Annotated in this window: 25 protein-coding genes; 16 read left to right on the top strand and 9 right to left on the bottom strand. The window is 72.5% G+C overall.

Translation table 11 applies throughout. The features are described from left to right. The first annotated feature begins 86 nt into the window (after positions 1-86). The 5 genes from ACT3SP_RS13875 to ACT3SP_RS13855 are packed head-to-tail and all read left to right on the top strand — an operon-like array spanning position 87 to position 5302. Positions 87-1622 carry an ABC transporter substrate-binding protein gene (locus ACT3SP_RS13875; protein ID WP_444587893.1) on the top strand — a complete coding sequence of 512 codons (1536 nt, stop codon included), beginning with the start codon at positions 87-89 and terminating at the stop codon, positions 1620-1622. Next, the gene (locus ACT3SP_RS13870) at positions 1619-2653 is read left to right on the top strand and encodes an ABC transporter permease (protein WP_444587892.1); all 1035 of its coding nucleotides are present in this window, start codon (positions 1619-1621) and stop codon (positions 2651-2653) included. The genes ACT3SP_RS13875 and ACT3SP_RS13870 overlap by 4 nt, the downstream gene beginning before the upstream one ends. After that, positions 2650-3531, top strand: coding sequence for an ABC transporter permease (locus ACT3SP_RS13865; RefSeq protein ID WP_444587891.1), 882 nt, complete (start codon positions 2650-2652; stop codon positions 3529-3531). The genes ACT3SP_RS13870 and ACT3SP_RS13865 overlap by 4 nt, the downstream gene beginning before the upstream one ends. Further along, positions 3528-4340, top strand: a complete 813-nt coding sequence (locus ACT3SP_RS13860) for an ATP-binding cassette domain-containing protein (RefSeq protein WP_444587890.1) — start codon at positions 3528-3530, stop codon at positions 4338-4340. The genes ACT3SP_RS13865 and ACT3SP_RS13860 overlap by 4 nt, the downstream gene beginning before the upstream one ends. Next, positions 4337-5302 carry an ABC transporter ATP-binding protein gene (locus ACT3SP_RS13855; protein ID WP_444587889.1) on the top strand — a complete coding sequence of 322 codons (966 nt, stop codon included), beginning with the start codon at positions 4337-4339 and terminating at the stop codon, positions 5300-5302. Before ACT3SP_RS13860 ends, ACT3SP_RS13855 begins: the two co-directional genes overlap by 4 nt. Positions 5303-5334: 32 nt before the next feature. Here ACT3SP_RS13855 and ACT3SP_RS13850 read toward each other — a convergent pair whose 3' ends face one another. Next, positions 5335-6357 carry an ROK family protein gene (locus ACT3SP_RS13850; protein WP_444587888.1) on the bottom strand — a complete coding sequence of 341 codons (1023 nt, stop codon included), beginning with the start codon at positions 6355-6357 and terminating at the stop codon, positions 5335-5337. Positions 6358-6530: 173 nt separating this feature from the next. Here ACT3SP_RS13850 and ACT3SP_RS13845 point away from each other — a divergent pair, with 173 nt between their 5' ends. From ACT3SP_RS13845 to ACT3SP_RS13825, 5 genes are all read left to right on the top strand, one after another. Further along, a complete protein-coding gene (locus tag ACT3SP_RS13845) occupies positions 6531-7283 on the top strand; it encodes a creatininase family protein (protein ID WP_444587887.1) in 753 nt (250 codons plus the stop codon). Next, complete coding sequence (locus ACT3SP_RS13840; RefSeq protein ID WP_444587886.1) at positions 7280-8398, top strand: mandelate racemase/muconate lactonizing enzyme family protein; 1119 nt, start codon at positions 7280-7282, stop codon at positions 8396-8398. The genes ACT3SP_RS13845 and ACT3SP_RS13840 overlap by 4 nt, the downstream gene beginning before the upstream one ends. A 36-nt stretch (positions 8399-8434) precedes the next feature. Beyond that, positions 8435-8989, top strand: coding sequence for an SRPBCC family protein (locus ACT3SP_RS13835; RefSeq protein ID WP_444587885.1), 555 nt, complete (start codon positions 8435-8437; stop codon positions 8987-8989). An 85-nt stretch (positions 8990-9074) separates the two neighbouring features. Further along, positions 9075-9992, top strand: a complete 918-nt coding sequence (locus ACT3SP_RS13830) for an alpha/beta hydrolase (RefSeq protein ID WP_444587884.1) — start codon at positions 9075-9077, stop codon at positions 9990-9992. 274 nt (positions 9993-10266) lie between these two features. Then, positions 10267-12144, top strand: a complete 1878-nt coding sequence (locus tag ACT3SP_RS13825; RefSeq protein WP_444587883.1) for an ABC transporter ATP-binding protein — start codon at positions 10267-10269, stop codon at positions 12142-12144. Here ACT3SP_RS13825 and ACT3SP_RS13820 read toward each other — a convergent pair. Both ACT3SP_RS13820 and ACT3SP_RS13815 read right to left on the bottom strand, forming a co-directional pair. Beyond that, positions 12090-13025, bottom strand: coding sequence for a PfkB family carbohydrate kinase (locus ACT3SP_RS13820; RefSeq protein WP_444587882.1), 936 nt, complete (start codon positions 13023-13025; stop codon positions 12090-12092). The genes ACT3SP_RS13825 and ACT3SP_RS13820 overlap by 55 nt on opposite strands. A gap of 25 nt (positions 13026-13050) precedes the next feature. Next, the gene (locus tag ACT3SP_RS13815) at positions 13051-13332 is read right to left on the bottom strand and encodes a DUF2277 domain-containing protein (protein WP_444587881.1); all 282 of its coding nucleotides are present in this window, start codon (positions 13330-13332) and stop codon (positions 13051-13053) included. Between the two features lie 268 nt (positions 13333-13600). Here ACT3SP_RS13815 and ACT3SP_RS13810 point away from each other — a divergent pair, with 268 nt between their 5' ends. The 5 genes from ACT3SP_RS13810 to ACT3SP_RS13790 all read left to right on the top strand — a co-directional run bounded on the left by ACT3SP_RS13810 (position 13601) and on the right by ACT3SP_RS13790 (position 18705). Beyond that, entirely contained in the window at positions 13601-15118 is a 1518-nt protein-coding gene (locus tag ACT3SP_RS13810; protein ID WP_444587880.1) for an ABC transporter substrate-binding protein, read from the top strand. Between the two features lie 83 nt (positions 15119-15201). Continuing rightward, positions 15202-16251 (top strand): ABC transporter permease, encoded by a 1050-nt coding sequence (locus ACT3SP_RS13805; protein WP_444587879.1) that lies wholly within the window; start codon positions 15202-15204, stop codon positions 16249-16251. Then, positions 16248-17102, top strand: a complete 855-nt coding sequence (locus tag ACT3SP_RS13800; protein WP_444587878.1) for an ABC transporter permease — start codon at positions 16248-16250, stop codon at positions 17100-17102. The genes ACT3SP_RS13805 and ACT3SP_RS13800 overlap by 4 nt, the downstream gene beginning before the upstream one ends. After that, positions 17099-17893 carry an ATP-binding cassette domain-containing protein gene (locus ACT3SP_RS13795; protein ID WP_444587877.1) on the top strand — a complete coding sequence of 265 codons (795 nt, stop codon included), beginning with the start codon at positions 17099-17101 and terminating at the stop codon, positions 17891-17893. Before ACT3SP_RS13800 ends, ACT3SP_RS13795 begins: the two co-directional genes overlap by 4 nt. Continuing rightward, positions 17893-18705, top strand: a complete 813-nt coding sequence (locus ACT3SP_RS13790; protein ID WP_444587876.1) for an ABC transporter ATP-binding protein — start codon at positions 17893-17895, stop codon at positions 18703-18705. Before ACT3SP_RS13795 ends, ACT3SP_RS13790 begins: the two co-directional genes overlap by 1 nt. A gap of 31 nt (positions 18706-18736) precedes the next feature. Here ACT3SP_RS13790 and ACT3SP_RS13785 read toward each other — a convergent pair whose 3' ends face one another. The 6 genes from ACT3SP_RS13785 to ACT3SP_RS13760 all read right to left on the bottom strand — a co-directional run bounded on the left by ACT3SP_RS13785 (position 18737) and on the right by ACT3SP_RS13760 (position 25164). Then, positions 18737-19957, bottom strand: coding sequence for a hypothetical protein (locus ACT3SP_RS13785; RefSeq protein ID WP_444587875.1), 1221 nt, complete (start codon positions 19955-19957; stop codon positions 18737-18739). 84 nt (positions 19958-20041) lie between these two features. After that, the gene (locus ACT3SP_RS13780) at positions 20042-20923 is read right to left on the bottom strand and encodes an aldo/keto reductase (protein WP_444587874.1); all 882 of its coding nucleotides are present in this window, start codon (positions 20921-20923) and stop codon (positions 20042-20044) included. 95 nt (positions 20924-21018) lie between these two features. After that, positions 21019-21906: a helix-turn-helix domain-containing protein gene (locus ACT3SP_RS13775; protein WP_444587873.1), complete on the bottom strand. Its 888-nt coding sequence runs from the start codon at positions 21904-21906 to the stop codon at positions 21019-21021. A gap of 134 nt (positions 21907-22040) precedes the next feature. Then, positions 22041-22271 (bottom strand): sulfurtransferase TusA family protein, encoded by a 231-nt coding sequence (locus tag ACT3SP_RS13770; protein ID WP_444587872.1) that lies wholly within the window; start codon positions 22269-22271, stop codon positions 22041-22043. 107 nt (positions 22272-22378) lie between these two features. Beyond that, a complete protein-coding gene (locus tag ACT3SP_RS13765) occupies positions 22379-23452 on the bottom strand; it encodes a YeeE/YedE family protein (protein ID WP_444587871.1) in 1074 nt (357 codons plus the stop codon). Positions 23453-23772: 320 nt separating this feature from the next. After that, positions 23773-25164, bottom strand: coding sequence for an alpha-L-fucosidase (locus ACT3SP_RS13760; protein WP_444587870.1), 1392 nt, complete (start codon positions 25162-25164; stop codon positions 23773-23775). Between the two features lie 312 nt (positions 25165-25476). On the opposite strand from ACT3SP_RS13760, the gene ACT3SP_RS13755 reads away from it, so the two are divergent. Beyond that, positions 25477-26856 (top strand): ABC transporter substrate-binding protein, encoded by a 1380-nt coding sequence (locus ACT3SP_RS13755; protein WP_444587869.1) that lies wholly within the window; start codon positions 25477-25479, stop codon positions 26854-26856. Positions 26857-26917 lie beyond the last annotated feature (61 nt).

Below are 26917 nucleotides of genomic sequence, written 5' to 3'. Positions count from 1 at the left end.
CGTTCCGTTGAACAGAACGCACGTTCTTCTCAGCGGCACATACTTCGAAGGGCACCACTCCGCGACGGTGAGAGCGAGCTTTCCGCATGACGCCACCAGTCCTCCCCACCCGCCGTGACGCCCTGCGACTGGGCGCCGGCGGCACGGCCCTCGGAGCGCTCGCCCTCGGCACCGGGTGCGGGAGCAGCACCGGCGCCGGGGACGTCCGCGCCCTGCGCATCGCCCAGAAGAGCGAGCCCACCGGCCTCGACCCCCACCTCGAGAGCGGGCTCGAGGGCATGAACGTGCTGATCAACATCTTCGACACCCTCACCATGCGAGACGTCGACAACGAGCTGGTGCCGCGCCTGGCCACCTCGTGGGAGTCGGTCGACGAGCACCGGTGGCGCTTCCACCTGCGCGAGGACGTCACCTTCCACAACGGCGAGCCCTTCGACGCCGAGAGCGTGAAGTTCTCGATCGAGCGGCTCGTCGACCCCGAGACCGGCTCCACCATCGTGGAGCTGCGCGCCGTGGACCATGTCGAGATCATCGACGAGTTCACCGCCGACATCGTCATGGCGGACCCGGACCCGGTGATCCCCGAGAAGGTCTCGCTGTTCGGCGGGGTGATGCTCCCGCCCGGGCACCTCGAGGAGGTGGGGGCCGAGGCGTTCGCCGCGAGCCCCGTGGGCACGGGACCCTTCCGCTTCGCCTCCTGGCGCAAGGCCCAGCTGCTGCGCCTCGAGGCGAACCGTGACCACTGGAACGGCCGCCCCGCCTTCGACGAGCTCCACTTCACCGCCATGCCCAACGCCGCCTCCGCGCTGGCCGGGATCCAGAGCGACGAGGTGGACATGGTCTCCGCCCTCGACCCCGAGGCGGCCCTCCAGCTCGAGGGCTACAAGGGCGTGGACCTCGCCAAGCACCCCGGGATCCGCATGTTCTTCGTGGTGCTCGACACCGAGCACGAGATCCTCCGCGACGTGACCGTGCGCCGGGCGCTGAACCATGCGGTGGACGTGCCGCTGCTCATCGACGCGGTGCTCAACGGCTCCGGCCGCGAGGCCGCGACCATCGTGCCGCAGGAGGCCTTCGGCCACGACCCGGAGATCCCGCCGCCCGAACGGGATCCGGCGCTCGCCCGCCGCCTGCTGGCCGAGGCCGGGCATCCCGACGGCATCGAGCTGCGCTTCACCGCCTCGAACCTGGACCGCCTGCTGAGCGAGGCCCTCGCCGGCATGCTCGGCGAGGTGGGAGTGCGCCTCGACCTCGAGCTGCTCGAACCCGGCACCTTCGCCGAACGCCTCGAGTCCGAGGACCCCACGTCGCTGGGCTCGATGTACCTCACGGGCTCGACGGGCTGGACCCTCGACGGCGGCGCGACGCTGCAGTCCTACATCCGCTCAGACCGTCGGCGCAGCCGCATCCGCTCCGAGGAGGCCGACGCCCTGATCGACACCATCGAGCAGACCGTCGACCCCGACGTGCGCCTCGACGCGCTGCGGGAGATGCAGCAATGGCTGCACGACCAGGCCCCCTTCCTCTTCCTCCACCAGGCCGATCTCGACTTCGCCACCAACGGCGAGATCACCTGGGAGCCCAACGTCAACGGCACCCTCGCGATGGAGAGCGCACGATGAGCACGCCCTCCCCCAGCCCGGAGGCGCCCTCGGCCTCCCCGTCGGCCCAGGACCTGGCCGGCCCGAATCCGCCCGACCCGAACCCGCCGGGCCCCGCACCGCGCCGCCGCCTGCTGCGCGCCGCGCTGACCCGACTGCTCTCCTCCCTCGCCGTCATGTGGGCGGCGGTGACCGTCGTGTTCGTGCTCTCGCGCGCCTCCGGCGACCCCGTCGCCCAGCTGCTCCCGGAGGACGCGAGCCCCGACCAGGTCGCCCAGATGCAGGCCACCCTGGGCCTGGACCGACCGCTGATCGTGCAGTACCTCGACTTCCTCGGCGGGCTGCTGCGCCTGGACCTCGGAGAGTCCCTGATGTACAAGGAGCCGGTCACCTCCCTGATCATCGAGCGGATCCCCGCCACCGCTCTGCTGGCCGGCGCGGCGCTCCTGATCACCGTGGTGGTCGCGCTGGTCGCCGGCTCGATCGCCGCGATGCGCCGCGGCACCGCCGTGGACCGCACCGTCATGGGAGGCGTGCTGGTGGGACAGTCCACCCCGGCCTTCTGGGTGGGCATCCTGCTGGTGCTGCTGTTCGGGGTGCAGCTGCGCCTCCTGCCCGCCGCGGGCTACGGCACCCTCGCCCACCTGGTGCTGCCCGCCACCACCCTGGCGATCTTCTCCGTCGCCGTCGTCGCCCGCCTGCTGCGCTCCTCGCTCATCGAGGTGATGGGGCAGGACCATGTGCGTACCGCCCGCGCCAAGGGCGCCGGCGAGCTCCGCGTGCTGCTGGGCCACTCCCTGCGCAACGCGTCGATGCCGGTGATCACCGTGCTGGGCCTCGAGCTCGGCGCCCTCCTGGGCGGCGCGATCCTCACCGAGCAGATCTTCAACTGGCCCGGCATCGGGCGGCTGACCATCGACGCCATCAGCTTCCGCGACTTCCCGCTGGTCCAGGGCACCGTGGTGCTGTTCGCCGCGACCTTCGTGGTGGTGAACCTGCTGGTGGATCTCTCCTACGCGGTCATCGACCCGAGAGTGAGGACCGAGGCATGAACGCCACCGCCCTTCCCGACCTCTCCCCCGCCCGCGCCGGCACCCCATCGGCGAGCGCCGGGCGCCGACGCCTGGACCTGCCGCTGCTGGCCTCCGCGGCGTTCCTCGCCCTGGTGGTGCTGCTGGCCCTGATCGGTCCGCTGCTCGTGGGCGACCCGTCCGCGCAGAACCTGCTGCGGCGCCTGTCCCCGCCCGGCACCCCCGGGCACCTGCTCGGCACCGACCAGCTGGGCCGCGACGTGCTCGCCCGGCTGGTGGTGGGCAGCCGGATCTCGGTGATCGTGGGGCTCACCGCGGCGCTGCTGTCCGGCGTGATCGGCTCGGTGATCGGGATCGTCGCCGGCTACGCGGGCGGCTGGACCGACCGGGTGCTGATGCGGCTGACCGATGTGCAGCTCGCCTTCCCCACCCTGCTGCTGGCCCTGGCGGTCATCGGATTCGTGGGGCCGGGGCTCACCACGGTGATCGTGGTGCTCGGCATCACCGGCTGGGTCTCCTACGCCCGGGTGCTGCGCTCCGAGGTGATCTCCCTGCGCACGCGCGAGTTCGTCGAGGCCGCCCGGGTGATGGGCGTGCCCGCCCACCGCATCATGCTGCGGCACATGCTGCCCAACGTCACCGGACCGCTGGCCACCATCCTCACCCTCCAGGTGGGCACCGTCATCCTCGCCGAGGCGGCGCTGAGCTTCCTCGGCCTCGGGATCCCGGCCACCTTCGCCACCTGGGGCTCGATGCTCGCCGACGGCCAGCTGTACATGGGCACCGCGTGGTGGCTGGCGGTGCTCCCCGGCACCGCGCTGCTGCTGACGGTGCTGTCGATCAACATCGCCGGGGACGCCGTGCGCGACCGGTGGGATCCCAGGACGTACACCTCATGACCGCTCCTCCCCTGCTCGAGATCACCGACCTGCACATCTCCTTCTCCTCCCGCCGCTCCGAGGTCTCCGCGGTGCGCGGCATCGACCTCGCGCTCGAGGAGGGCCGCACCCTCGCCCTGGTGGGCGAGTCCGGCTCGGGCAAGTCCAGTACCGCCCTGGCGGTGCTGCGGCTGAATCCCGAGCCGCCGGCCCGCTACCACCGCGGGGAGATCCGCCTCGACGGCACCGACCTGCTGCGCCTCCCGCCGGCCCGGCTGCGGGCTGTGCGCGGGAGCGACGTCTCCATGGTGTTCCAGGACCCGATGGCCACCTTGAACCCGATGCGCACCGTCGGCGGCCAGCTGATGGAGGTGATGAGCATCCACCGCACCGGGGACCGCACGGAGCGCCGACGGCGGATGCTCGAGGCTCTCGAGCAGGCCCGCGTCCCGGAGCCCGAGCGGCGCGCCGCCCAGTACCCGCACCAGCTCTCCGGCGGTCTGCGGCAGCGGGTCATGCTCGCCATGGCCCTCATGAGCAGGCCCCGGCTGCTGATCGCCGACGAACCGACCACCGCCCTGGACGTCACCACGCAGGCGGAGATCCTCGACCTGCTGCGCACGCTGCAGGCCGAGACCGGGATGGGCATCCTGCTGATCACCCACGACCTCGGCGTGGTGGCCTCGGTCGCCGACCGCGTGGCCGTCATGCACGAGGGCGTGCTCGTCGAGCAGGGCGAGGCGCTCCAGGTGTTCGAGGAGCCGAGCGCCGAGTACACCCGCCATCTCCTCGCCGCCACGCCGCGCCTCGAGATCGGAGAGCCCGCATGAGCAGAGCCCGCACGAGCAGAGACAGCACGGGCGTCGGCCGGGGCTCCGGCGCGCACGCCGCCCAGCACGCCGCCGGGGACGCCGCCGAGGACGCGCCGGTGATCAGCCTGCGCGGCATCGGGAAGACCTTCCGTCGTCGCGGGCGCCCGATCCCGGTGCTCACGGGCGTCGACCTCGACATCCGCGCCGGCGAGACCCTCGCCCTGGTCGGCGAGTCCGGCTCCGGCAAGACCACCCTCGCCCGGATCGTCGTCGGCCTCACCGACCCCACCGAGGGCCAGGTGCTGACCCTCGGCGAGGACCTCACCACCGGTCGCCGCCGCGCCTCCGAGCAGCAGGCCCGCACCGTGCAGATGGTCTTCCAGGACCCGTACGCGAGCATGAACCCGCGGATGCGGATCCGGGACGTGATCGCCGAAGGGCTGGTCACGCACCGCCGGCGCGAGCTGGGCGCCGGCGGGATCCGCCGCGAGGTGGCGCGTCTGCTGGAGGCGGTCGATCTCGACCCGGACCTCGCCGGGCGCTTCCCCCACGAGTGCTCGGGCGGCCAGCGCCAGCGCATCGCGATCGCCCGCGCCCTCGCGCTCGAGCCGCGGCTGCTGGTGCTCGACGAGCCGACCAGCGCCCTGGACGTCTCGGTGCAGGCGACGATCCTGGACCTGCTGCGCGAGCTGCAGGAGCGCACCGGGGTGGCCTACCTGTTCGTCAGCCACGACCTCGCCGTGGTCTCCGGCATCGCCGACCGCGTCGCGGTGATGGCGCAGGGCCGGATCGCGGAGATCGGTCCCTGCCCCCAGGTGCTGTCCGCGCCGTCCTCGGCGGTGACCGAGCACCTGCTGGCCTCGATCGCCCATCCGGACCCGCGCCGCGCGAACCCGGCGTTCGCGACCGCCGCCTCCGGGGTCGGAGCCGATGCACGCGCCGACGGGGGCGTCGGGCCCGGCGCCCCGGCAGAGGCATGAGGGCGCCGCGCGGATGCCTGCCCCGGCCCCGCTCAGCCGATCGAGGGCAGCCCGTGGTGAAGCAGCAGCGCGACCCCGCCCAGCAGAGTGGAGTCGTCCTCGCCGAGCGAGGTCGTCACCAGGCGCGGCTCGGTCTCGGAGCCGGTGCGCGAGAGGTCCCGCAGGGTCTCCAGGATCGTCGCGCGGAAGCCGTCCGAGGCCTGCGCGGCCTCCCCGTGCAGGATGAACAGTCCCGGCATGCACAGCTGCTGGATGTTCGCGAGCCCCACCGCGATGTTCCGGGCGTACTCGGCGACCACGGCGGCAGCCCGGGGATCCTGGTCAGCACCGGGGTCCTGGTCAGGACGGGGGTCCTGGTCAGCACGAGGGTCCTGGTCAAGACCGGTCTGCTGCGCGGCGCGCCGCTCCCAGGCGGGCAGGTCCAGCGGAGGCAGGCCCAGGGCCTCGGCCCTCTCGCGCAGCCAGGCCGTGGTCGCGATCGTGCGCCAGCAGCCCTGCTTGCCGCAGCTGCAGTCGAGCTGGCCGCTGGCCACCGTCATGTGCGCGCCGCTGCGCCCGCCGTCGGGTGCGAGGATCATCCCCTGGTACAGGATCCCCACCCCGAGGGTGTCCCCGGTGGCGACGGAGGCGAAGGTCTCCTCCCCCTGCCCGGCGCCGAAGTAGTGATCGCCCTGGACCTGGAGACGGGCGCGGTGCTCGAGCAGCGTCGGCGCGTCCACCAGCGCCCGCAGATGCGCCACGATCGCACAGCCCTCGAGGCTCGGCATGTCCACGACCTGCACCATCCGACCCCCGGCGGTGTCGAGCACCCCGCCCGCGGAGATCACGCAGCCGCCCAGTCTGCTGGTGCGCGCCAGTCCCGTCGCGACCCGGTCCACCTCGGCCAGGATCTCCGCCCGCGGCGCCGCGGGGTCGAAGCGCGCCTCGCGCCGGGCGCGGAAGCGGCCACCGGGATCGATCAGTGCGCCCTGCACCCGCCCGGGCAGCAGCTCGAGGGCGAGATAGGAGCCGTCGCGCGATGCCGGGGGCGCGAACGACAGCACTCGACCGGTCATCCCCCCACGGTAGTCGCGCCGCCGCGGCCCGTGCGATGTCCCGCGCGAAGCCTCGCACGAGGTCCCGCGCGATGCCCGGCCCCGTCGTCCCACGTCGCACCGCCGTCCCGTCGGCCGCACCGATCTTCTCGACCCGACCGCACGACGCCCCCTCGGCCCCGAAGGAGCTGCCCATGCCCCGCCTCTCCGCACTGACCCGCCGGCAGGTCGCCGCACTCGCCCCGCGCGGCGTCGCCGTGCTGCCGATCGGCTCCCTCGAGCAGCACGGGGAGCATCTGCCGCTGGGCACCGACGCGCTCCTGGTCGAGGGCGTGGTGGAGCGGGCGCTGGGCGAGCGTGAGGACGTCGCCCTGTGCCCCACGCTGCCCTACGGCTTCAGCGGGCACCACCAGTTCGCCGTCGCCCTCTCCCTGCCCCCGCGCACCCTGCTCGACGTGCTCACCGCCCTGCTGGACTCGCTGGCAGGAGCCGGTTTCCGGCGGATCCTGGTGGTCAACGGACATGGCGGGAACATCGAGATGATGAGCCAGGCCGTGAAGCTCGCGGCGCTCGAGCACCCGATCCTCGCCGCCAGCTGCAGCTACTGGCAGCTGCTGGCCCCCACCCCGGGCGCCCCCGGCCATGCCGGCGCCTTCGAGACCGCGCTGATGAGCGCCGCCCATCCCGAGCTGGTCGCCGACGACGGCCACGGCCCGAGCGCGCCGCCGCTGTTCGACCAGGAGCTGGTGCCGGGCCTCCACCTCGAACGGCACGGCGAATGGCCCCGCACCGGCGGTGTCACCGACCCGCCCGGCCCCGGCGACCCCGCCCGCGGCGAGGCCGCGCTCACCGAGGCGGCCACCGCCCTGCACGCCTGCATCGACGCGATGCTCGAGACCGCCCTGCCCTCCGCAGCGGGCCCCACCGATGAAGGAGAGACCCCATGAAGATCGTCGACCTCGAGGTCTACGTGGTGAACCTGCCGATGCGCACCGGGTTCACCTCCTCGTTCGAGACCAAGCAGGGCGAGACCCGCACCATCGTGCGGATGAGGACCGACGACGGCCTGGTGGGCTGGGGCGAGACGATGTGGGGCGAGCCCGTGGCGCGCCTGGTGCGGCAGCTGGCGGAGGACGTGATCGGCACCGATCCGCGGGCGCTCGAGGCCTTCCACGCCCGCCATCGGATGCTGCCGTTCTTCCACGGCTACCTCGGCTACGCGGCCCTCGCCGCGATCGACGTGGCCTGCTGGGACCTGCTCGGCAAGGCCGCGAGGATGGGGGTGGTGGACCTGCTCGGCGGGCGGGTGCGCGAGCAGATCCCGCTGACCGCGCTCATCACCCGCTCCGACGGCGACGAGCGGGACTACCCCGCCTCCCTCGCCGACGCCACCGAGCAGGTCGTGGCCGAGCACGGCTTCACCGCCGTGAAGCTCAAGGGCAGCACCGACGCCCGCTCCGACGTCGCCATCATGCAGGCGCTGCGCGAGCGGCTGCCCGACGTGGAGCTGCGGGTGGATCCCAATGCCGCCTGGAGCGTGCCCGAGTCGATCCGCGCCGGTCACGCCCTGGAACCGCTGGGGCTCGAATACCTCGAGGACCCCTGCCAGGGCCTCGAGCAGATGGCGCGGGTGGCCGAGGCGGTGCGGATCCCGCTGTGCACCAACATGTGCGTGGTGCGCTGGGAGGATCTCGCCCCGGCCGTGCGGCTGAACGCGGTGCAGGTCATCCACGGTGACGTCTACAAATGGGGCGGCATCGCGATCACCAAGCACCTCGCCGCGCACTGCGAGGCGTTCGGGCTGGGTATGAACCTGCACAGCGGCGGGGAGCTGGGCATCGCCACCGCCGCCCACCTCGCGATCGTGGCCAGCACCCCGGTGCTCTCCCGCGCCATCGACTCGATGTACTACCTGCACGACGACGACATCATCGACCCGCTGCCCCTCGAGGGCGGCTGCCTGCGCGTGCCGGACGGCGTGGGGCTCGGCGTCGAGATCGACGAGGACAAGCTCGCCCACTACACGGCGCTCAATGCTCGGGAGGGCGACCACACCGGCTGAACGGGGCCCGGCGAGGTGCGCTGTAGCATCCGGCAGATGGCCAGAATCATGCAGGTCCAGGACAGCATCGTCATCGCCGCGGAGCCGCTCGCGCTCTACGAGCAGATCGCCGACCCCTCGCAGATGGGCCGCTGGAGCCCGGAGAACACCGGCGCGAAGGTCCCGGCCCCGGGCAGCCCGGCGACCGTCGGCACGAGGTTCATCGGCACGAACCGGCGCGGGAAGGCCCGCTGGGTCACCTCCTGCACGGTCACCGAGGCGGTGCCCGGGAAGCGGTTCGCCTTCGACGTCACCGCGATCGGCCCGAAGACGCCGCTGCTCAGGGGACGCATCGCGACCTGGGCCTACACCTTCGAGCCCGTCGAGGAGGGCACGCGGGTCACCGAGAGCTGGACCGACGGACGCTCGCGGTGGCCGGACTTCCTCGCCGCGCGCTTCGACCGCTTCGCCACCGGCGGGAAGCTGTTCGCGGACTTCCAGCGCGGCAACATCGCCCGGACCCTCGCCGCGCTGAAGGCCGATGCGGAGGGCGGTGCGCAGCACGAGGCGCCGGGCGATACGGAGGGCGACGCGGAGGACGGGACGCAGTAGCCGCGGCGATCCGGCGAGGCCCCAGGCCGGCCACGTACGCTCACCGGGATCGCCACCGCGGCGAGCACCACGGAAGGGCATGCGCATGGACATCGAGAAGGTCGACCCCGCCCTGCGCACGACGGCGCAGAGGCTGCCGACCCCCGATCTGTCGAGGCCTCTGGTGCGCACCGCGATGCGTCTGGCCACTCGGATCATGCCGGTGCCCCGCACGCGGTCCGTCTCGGTCGCGACCCTCCGCGCCGACGGTCTGCGGCTGCGGATCCATCGCCCCGACACCCGTCGCGGTGACGCCGGGCTGCTGTGGGTGCACGGGGGCGGGCTGCTGTTCGGCGATGCCCGTCAGGACGATCCGCTCTGCGCCGGGACGGCGCTCGCGCTCGGCATCCCCGTGGTCTCCGTGAACTATCGCCTGGCCCCCGAGCATCCGTTCCCCGCCGCGCACGACGACGTGCACACCGCATGGCAGTGGATGCGCGCGCACGCCGAGGAGCTCGGCATCGCGGCGGAGCGGATCGTGATCGGAGGAGAGAGCGCCGGCGGAGGCCTGGCGGCCGGCCTCGTGCAGCGTCTGCGCGACGAGGGCGGGGCACAGCCGCTCGCCCAGTGGCTGTTCGCCCCGATGCTCGACGACCGCACGGCGGCCGACGCCTCCCTCGACGAGGTGGGCCACTGGATCTGGGACAACCGGGCGAACCGCTTCGGCTGGAGTGCCTATCTCCCCGGCCTCAGCGGCACCGAGGACGTGCCGCCCTATGCGGCCCCCGCTCGCCGGGCGGATCTCAGCGGCCTGCCGCCGACCTACATCGCCGTCGGCGACATCGAGCTGTTCACCGCCGAGAACGCCGAGTACGCCCGCCGCCTCGGGCAGCACGGCGTCCCGGCCGAGCTCGACCTGGTGCCGGGCGCGCCGCACGGGTTCGAGAACTGGGCGCGCGAGGCGGAGCCGACGAAGGAGCTGCTGCGGCGGGCGCGGGGGTGGCTGGCGGAGGTGCTGCGGTGACGTGATGCCTCGTCGGGTCGACGAGGACGAGCGCGCGCACGGCACCGCTGGGAGCGAGAGGCGATCATACGGGCGACCTCGGGACTCGCAGCACCCGTCGCCATCAGCACGATCGCCAGCATCGCCCCGGCGCTGCCGAGCGCCCCCTCGTTCCACGCCCCTCGTTCCGCGCCCCTCGTTCGCCGACACCGCCGTGACGCCCGCCACGCCCGCCCTTGACGTCAAGTGAACTTGAGGTCTGAAGCTGTCCTCGTCCTCGAGGAAGGAATCGGGCATGAGCATGGAGACCGTCGCCTGGCAGTCGCTGTACACCACCACCCACGCCGAGCGGGACCGTCGGCCGTTCGCCCGCGAGACCCTGGTGCGGATCGCTCGCTTCGCCCGCCCGCATCGCCGACGCCTGCTGCTGTTCGGCCTGGCCAGCGTGGTCACGGCCGTGCTCACCGTAGCGACCCCGCTGCTGGCCGGACGCGTCATCGATGCGATCACGGGCGGAGCTGCGGTCGACGCCGTCCTCCTCCTCGCTGCGGTGATCGCGGGGATCGCCGTCGCCGAGGCCGCCTTCGGGCTCCTCCAGCGATGGCTCTCCTCCACGATCGGCGAAGGCCTGATCCTGGACCTGCGCACCGCCGTGTACGACCACGTGCAGAGGATGCCGGTCGCCTTCTTCCAGCGCACCCGCACCGGCGCGCTGGTGAGCCGGCTGAACAACGATGTGATCGGCGCGCAGCGTGCCTTCAGCGACACGCTCTCCGGCGTGGTCAGCAATGTGGTCACGCTCGTGCTGGCCCTGGTCGCGATGCTCTCGCTGTCCTGGCAGGTGACCGTTCTGACCCTGGTCCTGCTGCCGATCTTCGTGCTTCCGGCGCGGCGGATGGGTGCACTGCTGGCGCGGCTGCAGCGGGAGGCCGCCCATCACGACTCGACCATGAGCACCCAGATGACCGAGCGCTTCTCCGCGCCCGGCGCCACCTTGATCAAGCTGTTCGGCCGGCCCCGGCAGGAGTCGAGGGAGTTCGCCGAGCGTGCCCGCCGGGTCCGCGACATCGGGGTGCGCTCGGCGATGGTGCAGCAGGTCTTCTTCATCGCGCTGACGCTGGTCTCCGCCCTCGCCCTCGCCCTGGTCTACGGGGTGGGCGGAGCCTTCGCGCTGGACGGGCGCATCGAGGCCGGCGCCGTGGTCGCCCTCGCCATGCTGCTCACGCGCCTGTACGCGCCGCTGACAGCGCTCGCCAACGCGCGCGTGGAGGTGATGAGTGCGATGGTGAGCTTCGAGCGGGTCTTCGAGGTGCTCGACATCGTGCCCCTGATCCAGGAGCGGCCCGATGCGGAAGCTCTCCCCCACGAGCCGCTGTCGGTGGAGTTCGACGAGGTGGACTTCTCCTACCCCTCGGCCGAGCAGGTCTCGCTGGCCTCGCTGGAGGAGGTCGCCACGCTGGACCCCCGCTCCGAGACGCAGGTGCTGCACGGCGTCTCCTTCCGGGTCGAACCGGGGCAGACGGTGGCCCTGGTCGGTTCCTCCGGCGCCGGCAAGTCGACCATCGCCTCGCTCATCCCGCGGCTGTACGACGTGGACTCCGGGGCCGTGCGGATCGGCGGCACCGATGTGCGGGCGGCCTCGGCCGCGTCGATGCGCAGCGGCATCGGCATGGTCACCCAGGACGGTCACCTCTTCCACGACACGGTGCGCGCCAACCTCACGCTCGCGCGCCCGGAGGTCGAGGACGCCGAGCTGTGGGACGCCCTGGCCAGGGCCCGGCTGGACACGCTCGTGGCCGCGCTCCCGGACGGGCTGGACACCATCGTCGGCGAGCGCGGCTACCGGTTCTCGGGCGGGGAGCGGCAGCGGCTGACCATCGCGCGGGTCCTGATCTCCCGACCCCAGGTGGTCATCCTCGACGAGGCCACCGCCCACCTCGACTCCACCTCGGAGGCCGCGGTGCAGGAAGCGTTGGCCGAGGCGCTCACCGGGCGCACCGCGGTCGTGATCGCCCATCGCCTGTCGACCGTCCGCGCGGCGGACGCGATCCTGGTCGTCGAGGACGGCAGGATCGTCGAGTCCGGCACCCACGCGGAACTGCTCACGGCCGGGGCCCGCTACAGCGAGCTCCACCGGACCCAGTTCGCGGAGGCTGGCGCGGCACGGCGCTGAGGGCCGGTCCGCTCCGGAGACATCCCGGCGATCGCCGGGAGCCAGCTGCGCGGGCCCACGCCTGCGCACCGGATCGCGGCGACCTCGGCCGCGAAGCGGATCCGTCGGTCGACATCCAGGCCTGCCGCCAGCGCCGAGGCGTAGGCGCCGTGGAAGACGTCGCCCGCTCCGAGGGTGTCGACGGCGGTCACCTGCGGCACCTCGACCGCGCCGTCGGCTCCGCCGCTCCACCAGTGCACCGGGTCCGGCCCCGCGGTCGTGACCACGGTGGTCGCTCCCCGTGCCACCAGCTCCGCGGCGGTCACACGGGACGTCGTCGCCCCCGGGGTGCGGAAGTCGGCGGAGGCGACCACATCACTCACGGCGCCCACGAGCTCTTCCATGACCGGCTTCCACCTGCCGGCGTCGAGGACCGTCGGCAGCCCTGCAGCGCGTGCCCCGCCGAGCATCGCGCGCGCGATCTCGGGATGGTGCCCGTCGAGGAGGACGACGTCCGCTGCCGCGAGCAGGTCGCGCACCTGCGCCGGCTCCGGTGCCGGCGCGTCGAGGCCCGCTGCGTCGCCTCCGACGACGGACCGCTCCCCCGTCGCCTCCAGGACGCTCACCGAGGACACGGGGGCGGCGTCGACCAGCTCGGGGGCGACGTCGTGGACCTCCACGCCGTGCTCGCCGAGCTCGGCGGCGATGGCGGAAGCGATCGGACCCTGCCCGAGGGCGGTCAGCAGCGTCGCGTCCCCGCCGAGCGCCGCGAAGGTCACCGCGGCGTTGGCGGCGGGCCCGCCGGCCACGACGAACTGCGCCCGGGCGGTGACCTTCTCGTCGGGCCCGGGCGGGGCGTCGACCCGGTGGATGACGTCGAGCGTCGCGAGCCCCGCGAACACGCCGCGGGGTCGAGCCGCCCCCACCTCAGGACGCCGCTGCGTTCGGGAACCGCTTCGCGCTGCGGGCGCGGGCCTTCTCCCGCTCGACCTCGCGGTCCTTCGGCGGAGCGGAGGTCACCAGGTCCGCCAGCAGATGCTCGGTGGCGTGCGCGATCTCGGCGACGGCACGGTCGAACACCTCGGAGTTCGCCTGCGAGGGCTTGGTCATCCCGCTGACCTTCCGCACGTACTGCAGCGCTGCGTCGTGCACCTCCTGCGAGGTGGCCCCGGGTTCGAAGTTGTGGAGCGGGCGGATGTTTCGGCACATGCCGCAAGGCTGGCACGGGGCGGGACGAGGAGCAATGCTCCCGCCGCTGCGCGTCATGCCCTCCGCAGCACCGGCCCTCGTGCGCACCGGCCCCTTATGAGCCCCCGGCCCCTCGTGCGCCCCGAGATCTCCTGAGCTCCGACATCGAGATCGAGGTGACACCTCCGAACCCACCCTGGCACCTGTGAGCGACCTAAGCTTGTCTTGGCACTCGGGCGCGCCGACGCCGTGCCCGACCGCCCCGGCCACTCATCTCCTGGAGCTCCCGATGACTTCTCGTCCCGCCCTCGACCGCCGCACCCTCCTGCTGGGCGCCGCCCCTCTGGCAGCTCTCACGCTGGCCGCCTGCTCCGGCGGGGACGAGGGCGGGGGCGGCGACGGCGCGGCCGAGGAGATCATCATCGGCACCACCAACGAGCCCACCAGCATGCAGCGCAACATCGGCGGCTCCTCCGGCATCTCGGAGACCACCTCGCGCAACGTCTACGAAGGCCTCACCGCCGTGGACGAGTCCGGTGAGGTCATCGACGTGCTCGCCGAGTCCGTCGACCTCTCCGAGGACGGTCTCACCTGCACCATCACGCTCAGGAGCGGAGTCTCCTTCCACGACGGCTCCCCGCTCACCGCGGCCGACGCCGCCTGGTCGATCAACGAGACGATCGCCCCGGAGTCGAAGTCCGCCCGTGCCTCCGACCTGCGGGTGATCACCGGGATCGACGCCCCGGACGACACCACCCTCGTGCTCACCCTCGACCACCGCAGCGCCTCACTGCGCTTCTTCCTCGCCTCGGTCACGATCGTGCGCGACGGCGACACCGAGAACACCTCCGAGAACGGCACCGGGCCGTACCGTCTCGAGGAGTGGGTGCAGGGCGACCACCTCACCCTCACCCGGAACGAGGACTACTGGGGCGAGGCGGCGAAGAATCCCGGCGTGACCTTCCGCTTCTTCGCCGACGAGAACGCCATGAACAATGCTCTGCGCACCGGCGAGCTGGACCTCGTCCTGCAGCAGCAGAGCCCGGACCAGCTCTCGCAGTTCGAGGACGAGTCCCAGTTCACGATCACCGAGGGCACCTCGATCCAGAAGTGGGTGTGGACCTTCAACAACCAGGTCGAGCCCTTCACGGACGTGCGCGTGCGCCAGGCGCTGTACACGGCGATCGACCGCGAGGCGATCCTCAGCGCTGCCTGGGGTGACATGGGCACCGTGATCGGCTCGATGCCGCCGGTCTCCGAGCCCTGGTACGACGAGTCCTTCGCGCAGGTCCACGCCTACGACCCCGAGGCCTCGAGCACGCTGCTCGAGGAGGCCGGGCAGAGCGACCTGAGCTTCTCCCTCTCCTACGTGGCCGGCTCCACCGAGGAGATCATCGTCCAGCAGATCGCCTCGAACCTCACCGAGATCGGCGTGACCGTCCAGCTGGACGCGATCGACGACTCCACCTGGTACGAGAAGGTCTACACGAACGCCGACTACGAGACCACGCTCATGAACCACAACAATCCGCGCGACGTGCTCTGGTACGCCAACCCTGACTTCTACTGGCAGTACGACTCCGAGGAGGTCCAGGCCCTCGCCGTCTCCGCGGAGGAGGCCGAGACCGAGGAGGAGCAGGCCGAGGACATCCACGCGCTCTCCGCGATCCTCGCCGAGGAGGCGCCGTCGGCCTGGCTGTTCCTCACCCCGCAGATCCGCATCGCCGCCGCCGGCGTCACCGGCTTCTCGCCGGACAAGAACGCCGAACCCTTCTACGTGGCGAACATCGTGCGCGAGGACGCGTGACACCCCCGCCCTCGGCGGACGGAGGCCGCTCACGGCCGCCGGCGGGTGCTCCTCTCGCGGGAGCCGAGGAGGCGGCCGGGACTGTGCCCGCGACGGGAACCGCCGTCGAGACCGACCCCACGGGCGATGCGGCACTGCCCGCCGGACCCGGCCGCGCGACGGGCACGGTGGAGTTCATCGTCACCCGGGTGCTGCTGCCCCTGCTGGCGCTGTGGCTCACCTCCGTCATCGTGTTCCTCGTGCTGCGGGTGCTGCCCGGGGACCCGGCGGGGGCGCTGCTGGGAGTGGGCACGACCGACGAGCAGCTCGAGCAGCTGCGCAGCGAGCTCGGCACCGATCAGCCGCTGCCCGTGCAGTACGTGCAGTGGCTCGGGGAGTTCCTCACCGGCACCACCACCAGCTTCGTCTCCGGCAGCAGCTTCGGCGAGCTGATCTCCCGGCGCCTGACGATCACCGTGCCGCTGTCGGTCTCCGCCTTCGTGCTCTCGGTGCTCATCTCCTTCCCGCTGGGCGCCCTCGCCGCAGTGCGCCGCCGCTCTGCCCTCGGGCTCGCGGTCTCGGCCCTGTCCCAGGTGGGCGTCGCCGTCCCGATCTTCTGGGTGGGCGTGATCCTGGTCTGGGTGTTCGCCCTCGAGGCGGGAGCGCTGCCCTCCGGCGGGTTCCCGCGCCAGGGCTGGGGCGATCCCGTGGCAGCCGTCCGCGCCCTCGTGCTGCCGGCGGTCACGATCGCCATCGCGATGAGCTCGGTGATGGTCCGCTACGTGCGCTCCGCGGTGCTGGACGTGCTGGACTCGGATCACCTGCGGACCGCCCGCGCGCTCGGCTTCTCCCTGCCGAGGGCACTGTGGCGTCACGGGCTGCGGCACGCCGCGGTTCCCGTGGTCGCGATCCTCGGGATCGAGCTCGCGACCTCGCTGCTGGGCGCCGTGGTGGTCGAGAACGTCTTCGCCCTGCCGGGGCTCGGCACCCTGCTGCTGGACTCCGTCACCGCGCGCGATCTGCCGATCGTGCAGAACCTCGTGGTGCTGCTGACGGCCGTCGTGCTGCTCACCAACACTGCGGTCGACCTGCTGCAGCGCGCGATCGACCCGCGGCTGCGCGCCACCGGCGGCACGCGGGGAGGCCGCTCATGAGCACTCCAGGGCAGAGCTCCCGACAGAGCCCGCGCCGCCCCGTCTCGACCTCCCTCGTGCTCGGTGCGGTGCTCGCCGGAGCGAGCGCCGCGGTCGCGGTGCTGTCGCTCGTGTGGACCCCGTACTCGCTCGCCGACGTCGGCTCCGGGGCCCGGCTGGCCGGGCCGTCGGCCGAGTTCTGGCTGGGCACCGACCGGCTGGGCCGTGACGTGTTCACGCAGTTCATGGCCGCCGCACGATCAGCGATCCTGGTCGCGGTGAGCTCGGTGGCGATCGCCACCGTCATGGGCACCGTGATCGGGGTCCTCGCCGCCGCCTCGACCCGCGTGGTCGACACCGTGCTCGCCTCGCTGATCGACGTGCTCATCGCCTTCCCCACCCTGTTGCTCGCCATGCTCGTGGTGACCGTGCGCGGGGCGTCGCTGAGCTCGGCGATCCTCGCGATCGGCATCGCCGGATCCGCGGTGATCGCCCGGGTGACGCGGGTGAACACCGCCCGCGTGCTGCGCGAGGAGTTCGTGACCGCCTCGATCGTCTCCGGCACAGGATGGGGCGGAGTGATCCGTCGCCACGTGATCCCGAACGTGGCGCCGACGCTGATCGTGCAGATGATGCTGCTCGGCGGAGCTGCGATCCTGGCCGAGGCCTCGCTGTCCTACCTCGGCCTCGGACCGCCCCCGCCGGCACCGAGCTGGGGTCGGATGCTGCTGGAGGCGCAGTCCACCGTGTCCTCGCAGCCCTGGGCCGCCATCGCCCCCGGTCTCGCCATCGCGTGGACCGTCCTGGGCCTGAACCTGCTCGGTGACGGTCTGCGCGAGGCCTTCGACCCGCAGCTGAGGAGGGCACGATGACCCTGAGCGTCGAGAACCTCACCGTGCGCACCACCACGGGACGGGTCCTGCTGGACGAGGTCGGCTGGGAGGTCCCCTCGGGCGGTCGGCTCGGCATCATCGGGGAGTCCGGCTCCGGGAAATCGCTGACGGCCCAGGCGCTCCTCGGGCTCCTGCCCGACGGCATGCGGGCCACCGGCTCGGCGACCCTCGACGGCCGGCAGCTGCTCGGTCTGCGCGAGCGGGAGATGCGCACGATCCGCGGCCGACGGATCGCCATGGTCTTCCAGGAACCGCTGACCGCCCTGGACCCGCTGATGACCGTCGGCCGCCAGATCGAAGGCCCCCTGCACCTGCACACAGCGCTGCGCGGGGCCGCTGCCCGCACCCGTGCCGCCGAGCTGCTGGACCTCGTCGCGCTGCGGGACCACGCGAGGATCCTGCGCTCCTTCCCGTGGGAGCTCTCCGGCGGCCAGCGGCAGCGCGTCGCCCTCGCCATGGCGCTGGCCTGCGAACCCGATGTGCTCATCGCCGACGAGCCGACCACCGCACTGGACGTCACCCTGCAGGACGAGATCCTCACGCTGCTGGCCGGTCTCATCGAGCGCACCGGGGTGACCCTCGTGTTCGTCTCGCACGACCTGCCGGTCGTGGCGCGCGTCGCCGAGCAGCTGGTGGTGATGCGCGAGGGCCGCGTGGTCGAGACGGGTCCGGCCTCCCAGGTGCTCAGCGCGCCGACCGGTGACTACGCGAAGAGCCTCGTGGCCGCGGCGCGGAGCGTCTCCGCCCTGCCCACGACGGAAGGACGATGATGGATCCGACCCCGGAGGACGACCAGCCCGTCCCGGGCCTCACGACGGACGACGCGCCGCTGCTGGCCCTGCACGGGGTGCACAAGGCCTACGGCCGCGGTGCCCGTTCCACTCTGGTGCTGCACGGCATCGACCTCGAGGTGCACGCCGGCGCGAGCCTGGGCATCGTCGGCGAATCCGGCGCCGGGAAGTCGACCCTCCTCTCCCTGCTGATGGGGCTGTCCGCTCCCACCGCGGGCACCGTTCGCTTCCGCGGCCGGGAGCTGCGCCGTGCGCGCGCCGGTCGGATGCGGGACTTCCGACGAGCCGTGCAGCTGGTGTTCCAGGACCCCCGCTCCTCCCTGGACCCGCGGATGACCGTCGGCCGCATCGTGCGCGAGCCCCTCGAGTCCCTCGGGATCCCCGGTGCCCATGGCGAGCGCGTCGACGAGCTGCTCGAGGCGGTGGGGCTCGAGCCGGGCATGGTCTCGCGCTACCCGGGCGAGTTCTCCGGCGGGCAGCGTCAGCGGATCGCGATCGCGCGGGCCCTCGCCCCCGAGCCCGAGGTCCTGGTCGCGGACGAGCCGGTCAGCGCCCTCGACGTCTCCGTGCGCGCCCAGATCGTGGAGCTGCTGGGCCGTCTCAAGGCCGAGCTCGGCATGACGCTGGTGATGGTCAGCCACGACATCGCGATCGTGGGGCAGCTGTGCGAGGAGACCGTGATCCTCCACGACGGCCGCATCGTCGAGCGCGGCCGGTCCCTCGATGTGCTCACCGCGCCCCAGGACGCCTACACCCAGCGGCTGCTCGCGGCGGTGCCGCGGCTGCCGTGACGGGCGACCGGCGAGGATCCGGCCGACGGCGTCACGCTCCGCGGCGCGCCTCGGATCTGCCGATCAGCATCCACGGCAGCACGAAGAGCAGGCAGAACAGCAGCCCGGAGCCGATGATGATGAACGAGGCCCACCACACCATCCCGGCGATCAGCCCGATGACGGTGGCGAGGACGCAGGCCGCGAGGATCCCGAGTCCCACCAGCCCCATGATCCTGCCGAGAGCGGCGAAGCCCGGGATCGGCGAGGGCGGGATGCCCTCGGCGCCGGCGAGCGTCCCGCGGAGCGGGGAGTCGGGTGGGAGCGCACTGTTCGACGTCGACCACGAGGTCGAGGACGACGAGGTGGTCGTGATGCCGGACGTCGTCACGGAGATCGAGGTCTCCTCGGCCCTGTCGACCCTGGATCCGCGCGAGGGCGCGGTCCCCGGCCGGTCGCTCGTCGAGCGGCTGCGGACCTCCACGGTCCCTCCACCGGTGCGGCGGCGGGAGACCTGCCGGGTGAGACGGCGCAGCGTCCGCGGGGTGGAGGAGACCTGGCCGGGGCTCGCCCAGCCCGAGCGCGCAGCGACTCCGTCCACCACTCGCACCAGCTCGTCGCTGCTGATCTCGAGCTCGGCCGGTGCTCGCTGGGCGGTCTGCAGCGCCGACCTGTGCGCGACGTGCTCGCCCGCTCTGCTCGATGCTCCTCCGGTGCTCCACAGGGGGATCGCGCGGCCGTCGGCGTCGATCCGCACACCCACGGGGGTGGTGCGCTCCCGGATCCTCGGGGCCCGGCCGGCTCGCCAGGTCACCGACCACCACTGTCCCCGCAGCCCCGCGTTCGAGTGCACGTCGTCGTTGCCCGATCGTCGGACCGGCCGGTGCTCCCCGATCGCCGAGGCGGGGTCGAGCATGACGCGCAGGCGGCGGGAGCCGCCCTCGCGGAACACCAGCCCGTTCAGCGGTTCGAGGTCCCGAGCGAGCTGCGCGGCGACCTGGTCGAGGTCCCATCGGCCGCCGCGCTCGACGCCGACGGGGTCCGAGGTCGGGGCCGGCCGCACCGGGCCGGACGCGTCGGCGGCGCGATCCCCGCGCCCGGCGCGACGGGCGATCACGGCGAAGGCCCCGAACGCCACCACGAACAGCGCCGCGCTGAGCATCTGCGAGCGGGCCTCGGAGTCCGCGGGGTCGCTGACCACGAGCAGTCTGATCAGGCCGGCCAGCGAGGCCACCGCCACCGCGGCGAAGAACCACCAGTAGTTCCTGCGCATCGTCGTCTCTCCCCTCGCCCCGGCGTCGTGCCGTGATTCTAAGCAGGGCAGGGGACCGGCACGAGCGGCGTCCGCTCCCGCAGCTCAGGCCTCCGGGATCTCGCGCCGGAAGGTCTCCGGGGTGATCGTCTCGGGCTCGGGGCCTCCGCGCACCCCGGTGTCCAGGGCGTCGATCCGGGTGAGCTCCTCGGCCGTCAGCTCGAACCCGTCCACGGCGAAGTTCTCGGCGATGCGGGCGGGCCGGACGGACTTCGGGATCGCGGAGCGTCCCTGCTGCAGGTGCCAGCGCAGCATCACCTGGGCGGGGGTCGCGTCGTGGGCGGCGGCGATCTCGCCGATGACCGGGTCCTCGAGGGTGGAGCGGGGGCTGTCCTCGCGGTAGCTGGTGATGCCGCCGATGGGCGACCAGGCCTGGGTGAGGATGCCGTGCTCGGCGTCGGCGGCCCGGACGTCGACCTGGGTGAAGTACGGGTGGACCTCGACCTGGTTCACGGCCGGGACCACGGAGGTCCTCTGCACCAGGTCCGCGAGCACGCCGGGCATCACGTTGCTGATGCCGATCGCGCGCACCCGGCCGTCGGCCAGCAGGGTCTCCAGCGCCCGGTACGCCTCGACGGTGCGGTCGAAGTCGGTGGGCACGGGCTGGTGCAGCAGGAGCAGGTCGATCTGCTCGACGCCGAGCTTGCCGGCGCTCTTGTCGAAGCCGTGCAGGGCGCCGTCGTAGCCGTAGTCGGTGATCCACAGCTTGGTCTCGACGAAGATCTCGGAGCGGTCCAGCTCGGAGCGGCGGATCGCCTCCCCCACCTCGCGCTCGTTGCCGTAGGCGGCGGCGGTGTCGATGAGGCGGTAGCCCACGCGGAGCGCCTCGGTCACCGCGGTGACGGTCTCCTCGGGCGGGGTCTGGAAGACGCCGAAGCCCAGGGCGGGCATCTCCACATCGTTGTTCAGGGTGAGGGTGGTGGTCATCGAGTTCTCCTTCGGAGGACGGTCGTGGATGGTCGCGACGGGCAGGCGCCGCGGGCTCAGGAACGTGACTCGGGAATGCGGAACAGGGATGCGGCTCAGGAGTGCTCGCTCGGCAGGGTCTGCTCGGTCGGCGGGGTGTGCTCCGTGGCGGCGTGGCTGCCCAGCAGGCGGATCCGCTCCTCGGTGGGGCTGCCGGGCTCGGCGGTGTAGGCGACCATGAACAAGTCCGGGTTCGCGGGCAGGTCCATCGCCTCGTAGGTGAGCTCGAGGTCCCCCACCACCGGATGGTGGATCCTCTTCACGCCGGCGCGGTGGTGGCGCACCTCGTGCATCGACCAGCGCTGTCGGAAGGCGTCGCTGCGGGTCACCAGCTCGCCGATCAGGTCGGTGAGCCCTCTGTCCAGGGGGTTCTGCCCGGCGTAGGTGCGCATCGTGGCCACGATGCCGTCCGCGTTCTGCTCCCAGTCGGGGAAGAAGAGCCGGGCCGCGGGGTCGAGGAAGGTGAACCGGGCGGTGTTCGCCCGGCCCGTCGGATCCTCGAACAGCGGCGAGTACAGGGCGCGGCCCAGCGGGTTCGACGCGACGTGGTCCATCCGTCGGTCCCGCACCCACATCGGGGCGCCGGTCACCGCGTCGAGGAACCGCTGCAGCGCCGGGGTCACTCCCGTCGCGGGCCGCTTGCGCGGCGTCCGGATCGGGCGGGGGCCGGCCGCACGGGCCAGATCGGCCAGGTGGTCGATCTCGGCCTCGTCGAGGCGCAGCGCCCGCGCGACGGAGTCCAGCACCTCGGCCGAGACCCCGGCCAGCTCGCCGCGCTCCATCCGCGCGTAGTACTCGACGCTCACCCCGGCGAGCAGGGCGACCTCTTCCCGGCGCAGTCCGGGCACCCGTCGGCGGGAGCCGCCGATGATGCCGGCCTGCTCGGGCGTGATCCGGTCCCTGCGGGTGCGCAGGAACTCCGACACCTCTGCTCGATGATCCATGGACCCACCGTAGAGGCGCGGGCCTGCCGGAAGGAGGCACTGGCAGTGCACGGATCGGCACTGCCTCCCTCGCCTCTGCCCACGGCGCGCTGCCGGCACGGGGCGCGCCGTCCGCCGGGCAGAGAGCGGGCTGCTCAGGCGCCCTTGCGCACGGTGATCGTCCATCCGGCGTCGCCGACGCGGTCGTAGGCGACCACCTCGTGGCCGTCCTCCGCCGCCCACTGGGGCAGGGAGTCGGTGGCCTGGGTGCAGTCGAAGCCGATGACCAGGTCGTCGCCGCTCTGCAGCTGCGCCATGGCGTTCTTCGCGTCGATCAGCGGGAAGGGGCAGACGTCCCCGTTGGTCTCGAGGGTGTAGGTGGACATGGACGGTCCTTCCGGTCGTGGGTGCAGGTCGGTCGTGGAGGGCGGGTCGATCGTGGAAGAGGGGCCGGTCGTGCAGGAGGGGCCGGCGGGGTGCCGGTCGCCGGAGCTCAGGCGACGGGGGTCAGCACCGGGGCGGGGCGGTTCCCCGCCGAGGCCGCGGCCCGCTGCGGGCGCACCAGGAAGAACCAGGCGGCGCCCCAGGTGCCGAGCATGATCGCGATCAGCGAGACCCAGCCCTGGTAGCTGAACAGGCTGGTCTCCACGAGCGAGTTGCCGATGGTGCAGCCGCCGGCGAGCGCCGCACCGACGCCCATGGCGACGCCGCCGCCGGCGCTGCGCAGCATGGTGCTCGCGTCGGGCACCCGCCAGCGGAACTCCCCGGAGAGCTTCGCGGCGACGAAGGAGCCCACCAGGATGCCGAGCACGAGCATCACGGACCAGTCCACCAGGGTCACGTCCCCGGTGGCGAGGAAGGTGACGATGTTGGCCGACGGCGTGGTGATGCCCAGGCCGCCGTTGCGGCCGGCCGCGGTGGACAGCACCCAGGCGGCGATCGCGATGAGTCCCAGCAGCACGCCGCCCACCCAGGGGCTCCAGGGGATGTCGGCGAGGTAGTGGCCGAGCCCCGTGCGGCGGGGCGGGAGCGTGGCCTTGGGTCGCCCGGCACTGCGACGCACCTGGCGCACCACGAGCAGGGCGACGATCGCGCTGAAGGCGATCACGGGCACCCACACGCTCACACCGAGGGTCTCCTGCAGGGTCGCGTCGCCGACCGTCCGGTCGCGCGCGGCCTCGGTGAACCCGCCGAGCGGACCGTGCTTCATGACAGCGGCCAGGAGGGCGTAGAAGATCAGCGCGACCCAGGAGCCGATCAGCCCTTCACCGGCGCGGTAGTAGGTGCCTGTCGCGCAGCCGCCGGCCATGATGATGCCGACGCCGAACAGGAGACCGCCGCCGATCACCGCCAGCGGGGCGAAGGAGGCGGGCTCCGGCGCGATGACGCCGACGCCGGTGAGGGCGGCGACGCCGACGGCCTGGATCGCGATGGCCAGGAGGAAGGGGGTGAAGTAGCGCGCCGAGCGGGCGAGGTACAGGTCGCGGAACGCGCCGGTGACGCAGAACCGCGATCGCTGCAGCACGTAGCCGAGCACGGCGCCGAGGAGGAGGCCGGTGAGGATCATGCCCGCCACCGTAACTAATGAGTGTCATTAGGAGAACCGAGTATGAACCGGAGCACGCGTCGGGCCCCGGGACGGTGGGAATCAGGGGGCCGGGCGGTCCAGCGGCGCGGCGATCCATGCCCCGCCCCCGCCGGCGAGGGAGAGCCCGCAGCGCACCCCGCGGCGGCGGTCGACGGCGCGTGCGGCGCCCACCCTCCGGAGGGGCGCGTCGGTCCGCGCACGCCCCCTGCCGCTCGGCGGATCACTCGAGTGGACAGGCGCCTGGTCGGGGTCGGGCATGGCGCCTGCCGGGTGTGAGCTGAACGCCGGTCGGGCTCGCTCTAGTCGGCCGCCGGGGCGCTGATCGCGGTCGGCAGTCCGCCCTCCCCCGCGAGCCGGACGTCGACCCCGCCGGTGGGCCAGTCGTACCCGGCAGGAAGCGCCGCGGCGTCGAGGTGGAGCGCGCCCCGGTGCCCGCTGAGGAAGACGTGCGCGTGCCCGCCCTTCTCGACCGCGCGGGCCCAGCTCGTCCCCGGGACCTCCAGCGCCCCCAGCCCGCGCGCGCCGGCCAGGTGCGCCTTGTGCTCGGTCATGAACTCGCCCAGCGCCTCGAGCACCGCGACCTGCAGCTCGGGCAGCGAGCCGTCCGCCCGCGGGCCGACGTTCAGCAGCACCCGCCCTCCCCGGGAGACCGCGTCGACCACGTGCCGCACCGCCTGCGCCCCGGACATGTACTGCTCGGCGTCCTCGACCTGGTTGTAGCCGAAGGACAGCCCGATCCCGCGGCAGTTCTCCCACGGACGATCCTCGGGGATCTCCCCCGCCTGGTACTCGGTGGTCACGAAGTCCGCGTGCGCACCGGCGAAGCGATCGTTGATCAGGCCCTCCGGGCGCACGGCATAGAAGTGCTCGAGCAGCTCCCCGAGACCTCCCTCGCCGAAGTGGAAGTTCTCGTCCGGCCAGCCGATGTCGTTCCAGAACACGTCGGGGTGGTACCGGTCGATCAGATCGCGCACATGGGCGCTGCAGTACCTCCCGTACTCGTCATCGCGAGGCCGCTTCAGATCACCGACGTCCTGCCCGCTCACCAGCGGCTCCGTCGGCCGCACGTGCCAGTCCAGACCGCCGGAGTAGTACACCCCGAGACGCAGCCCCGCCCCGGCGACCGCCTCCGCGATCTCGCCGACCAGGTCCCGCCGCGGACCGCGGCGCACCGTGTTGCGATCCCCCGTCCCCGGCGCATCCCACAGCGCGATCCCGTCGTGATGCTTGGTCGTCGGCACCACGTAGTCCGCCCCCGCCCGGTGGAACAGCTCCGCCCACGCCGCCGGATCGAACGCCGGGGTCTCCCACTGGTCCAGGAACTCGTCGTAGGGCGCCCCGCCGTGCACCTCCCGATGGTGCTCCGCCGCCGGGGAGCCCTCGATCCGGATCGTGTTGAAGTACCACTCCGCATAGGGATTGTGCGCGAACCACTCCTGGTCGTCCGCCACCTCCCCGAGCTCCGCGGTGGGCTCCGCCCAGGCCGGGACCGCGTAGGCGCCCCAGTGGATGAAGATGCCCAGCGGGGCATCGCGGAACCAGTCGGGCAGACGCTGCGGGAGGGCGTCCCATCTCGCGGCCTCGCCACCGGCGGTGCGCACCCGGCCCTCCGCGGTCCGGGACTCGGGGTGCTCGGCCTCGGGGCTCTCGGGCACCGGGTTCTCGGGCATGGGGTTCTCGCTCTCGGGCATCTCGCCGCTCCTCGGCTCCATCGCGGGGTGGGTCGCCATGCTCCCACGCCGGGGATCGCAGAACCGCGCCGCGCGGGCGTCGCCCCACGTCGGGACCATGATCGCGCGTTTCGGCGGGGCGAGGGAGCGCGCCGGTGTCCTTGACCCTCCCCGGGCAGACTGTTAATCTCACTGCAATCGATTGCAGAGCGGCGATCGAGGGGGCCGTGGGAGTCGGTGACCGACCGGAGCAGGACCCGCGCCACGACATGAAGGACCGCTCCCCGGGGCCGAGAGGAGATCGGGCCGGGGAGGTCACGTGAGGAGTGGACGATGGACCCAGTCGAGGACGAGAGCACCCGCCGGAGCATGCACAGCGCCGGCCCGACGAGAACACCGCCCGATCTGCCCGGCGGCACCGTCGCCCGGCGCGACCTGCTGCTGGCCGCCGGCCTGGGCGCCGGGGCACTGGGCATCGCCGGATGCGGCCCGCTCAGCTCCGGGGACGGCGGGGGCGGCGGTGACGGGAGCGGACCTGCCGAGATCGGGGTCAAGCCCGCCGAGGGCACCTCCGGCTACGACTTCCTCGTGGGCGTGGGCGACTCGATCACCGAGGAGAACCCCGAGTTCACCTACACCTACACCTTCGTCAACACCAAGGTGCGCCCCCAGATCGAGCAGCGCTGGCGCGCCGGGGACCCGCCGGACCTCGACTACGAGATCTTCAATGCCCAGGTCCCCTCGACCCACGACTTCGCCGAGAACCTGCTGGACCTCACCCCGTACATGGAGGACGAGGTCGACGGGGGCGGCACCTGGGGCGAGAGCTTCCTCGAGGCCGCCTCCCGGGAGACCACGCTGGACGGCAGGACCTACGGGGTGCTGAGCGACACCGCCGTGATCGCGCTGTTCTACAACATCGCGATGTTCGAGGAGCTCGGCATCGAGGCACCCACCACCTGGTCCGACCTGCTCGAGGTCTGCGACGCCCTGAGCGACGCCGACATCGCCCCCATCGCGGTCACCGGGATGTACGAGCCGTACATGGGCTACTGGACCGACTACCTCTTCACCCGTCATGTCGGCTACGACCAGTCCCGTGATGCCGCCTTCAGCGGCGATTTCAGCGACCCGGGCTTCCTGGAGGCCGCCGAGCGGTTCCAGGAGCTGCGCGAGAAGGACCCCTTCATCAACGGCTTCGAAGGGACCGACTTCACCGCGGTGCAGATGGAGTTCTTCCAGGAGAAGGCGGGCATGATCCTCATGGGCAGCTGGCTCGTCGCGGAGATGAAGGACTCGATCCCCGAGGACTTCCGCCTCGGTGTGGTCCCGTTCCCGCAGGTGGATGACGGCGGGGAGGACGACAGCTTCATCGCCGCCTCGAACGTCATGGTCGTCAACAAGGACACCGCGCACGTCGACGCCGTCATCGCCTACATGAAGGCGCTCACCTCGAAGGAGACCCAGACCAGGCGCGCCGAGGAGCAGGGCTCCGTCTCGGCGGTGAAGGACGTCCCCGGCCCGCCCGAGGTGGAGGGCTTCGAGGAGATGATCGCGGGAGCCGGCGAGCTCAACATCCGCCAGTTCGGTCTCGAGTACGTGCCGGACCGCGACACCGCCTTCTACCACGAGGTCGCCAAGTTCACCTTCGGCGACTACGACGCCGCCGAGTTCATCGAGGCGCTCACCACCGCCATGGAATCCGCCGACTGACCGGATCGGGCAGCGGGCCTCGCTGCGCCCGGCCCACCCGACCACCGGGCCGGAGGGCTCC

The organism is Brachybacterium sp. AOP43-C2-M15 (assembly GCF_052446295.1).
Taxonomy (GTDB): Bacteria; Actinomycetota; Actinomycetes; order Actinomycetales; family Dermabacteraceae; genus Brachybacterium.
Note: the sequence above shows the minus strand (reverse complement) of the source record. Positions and strands in the feature narration are given on the sequence as shown.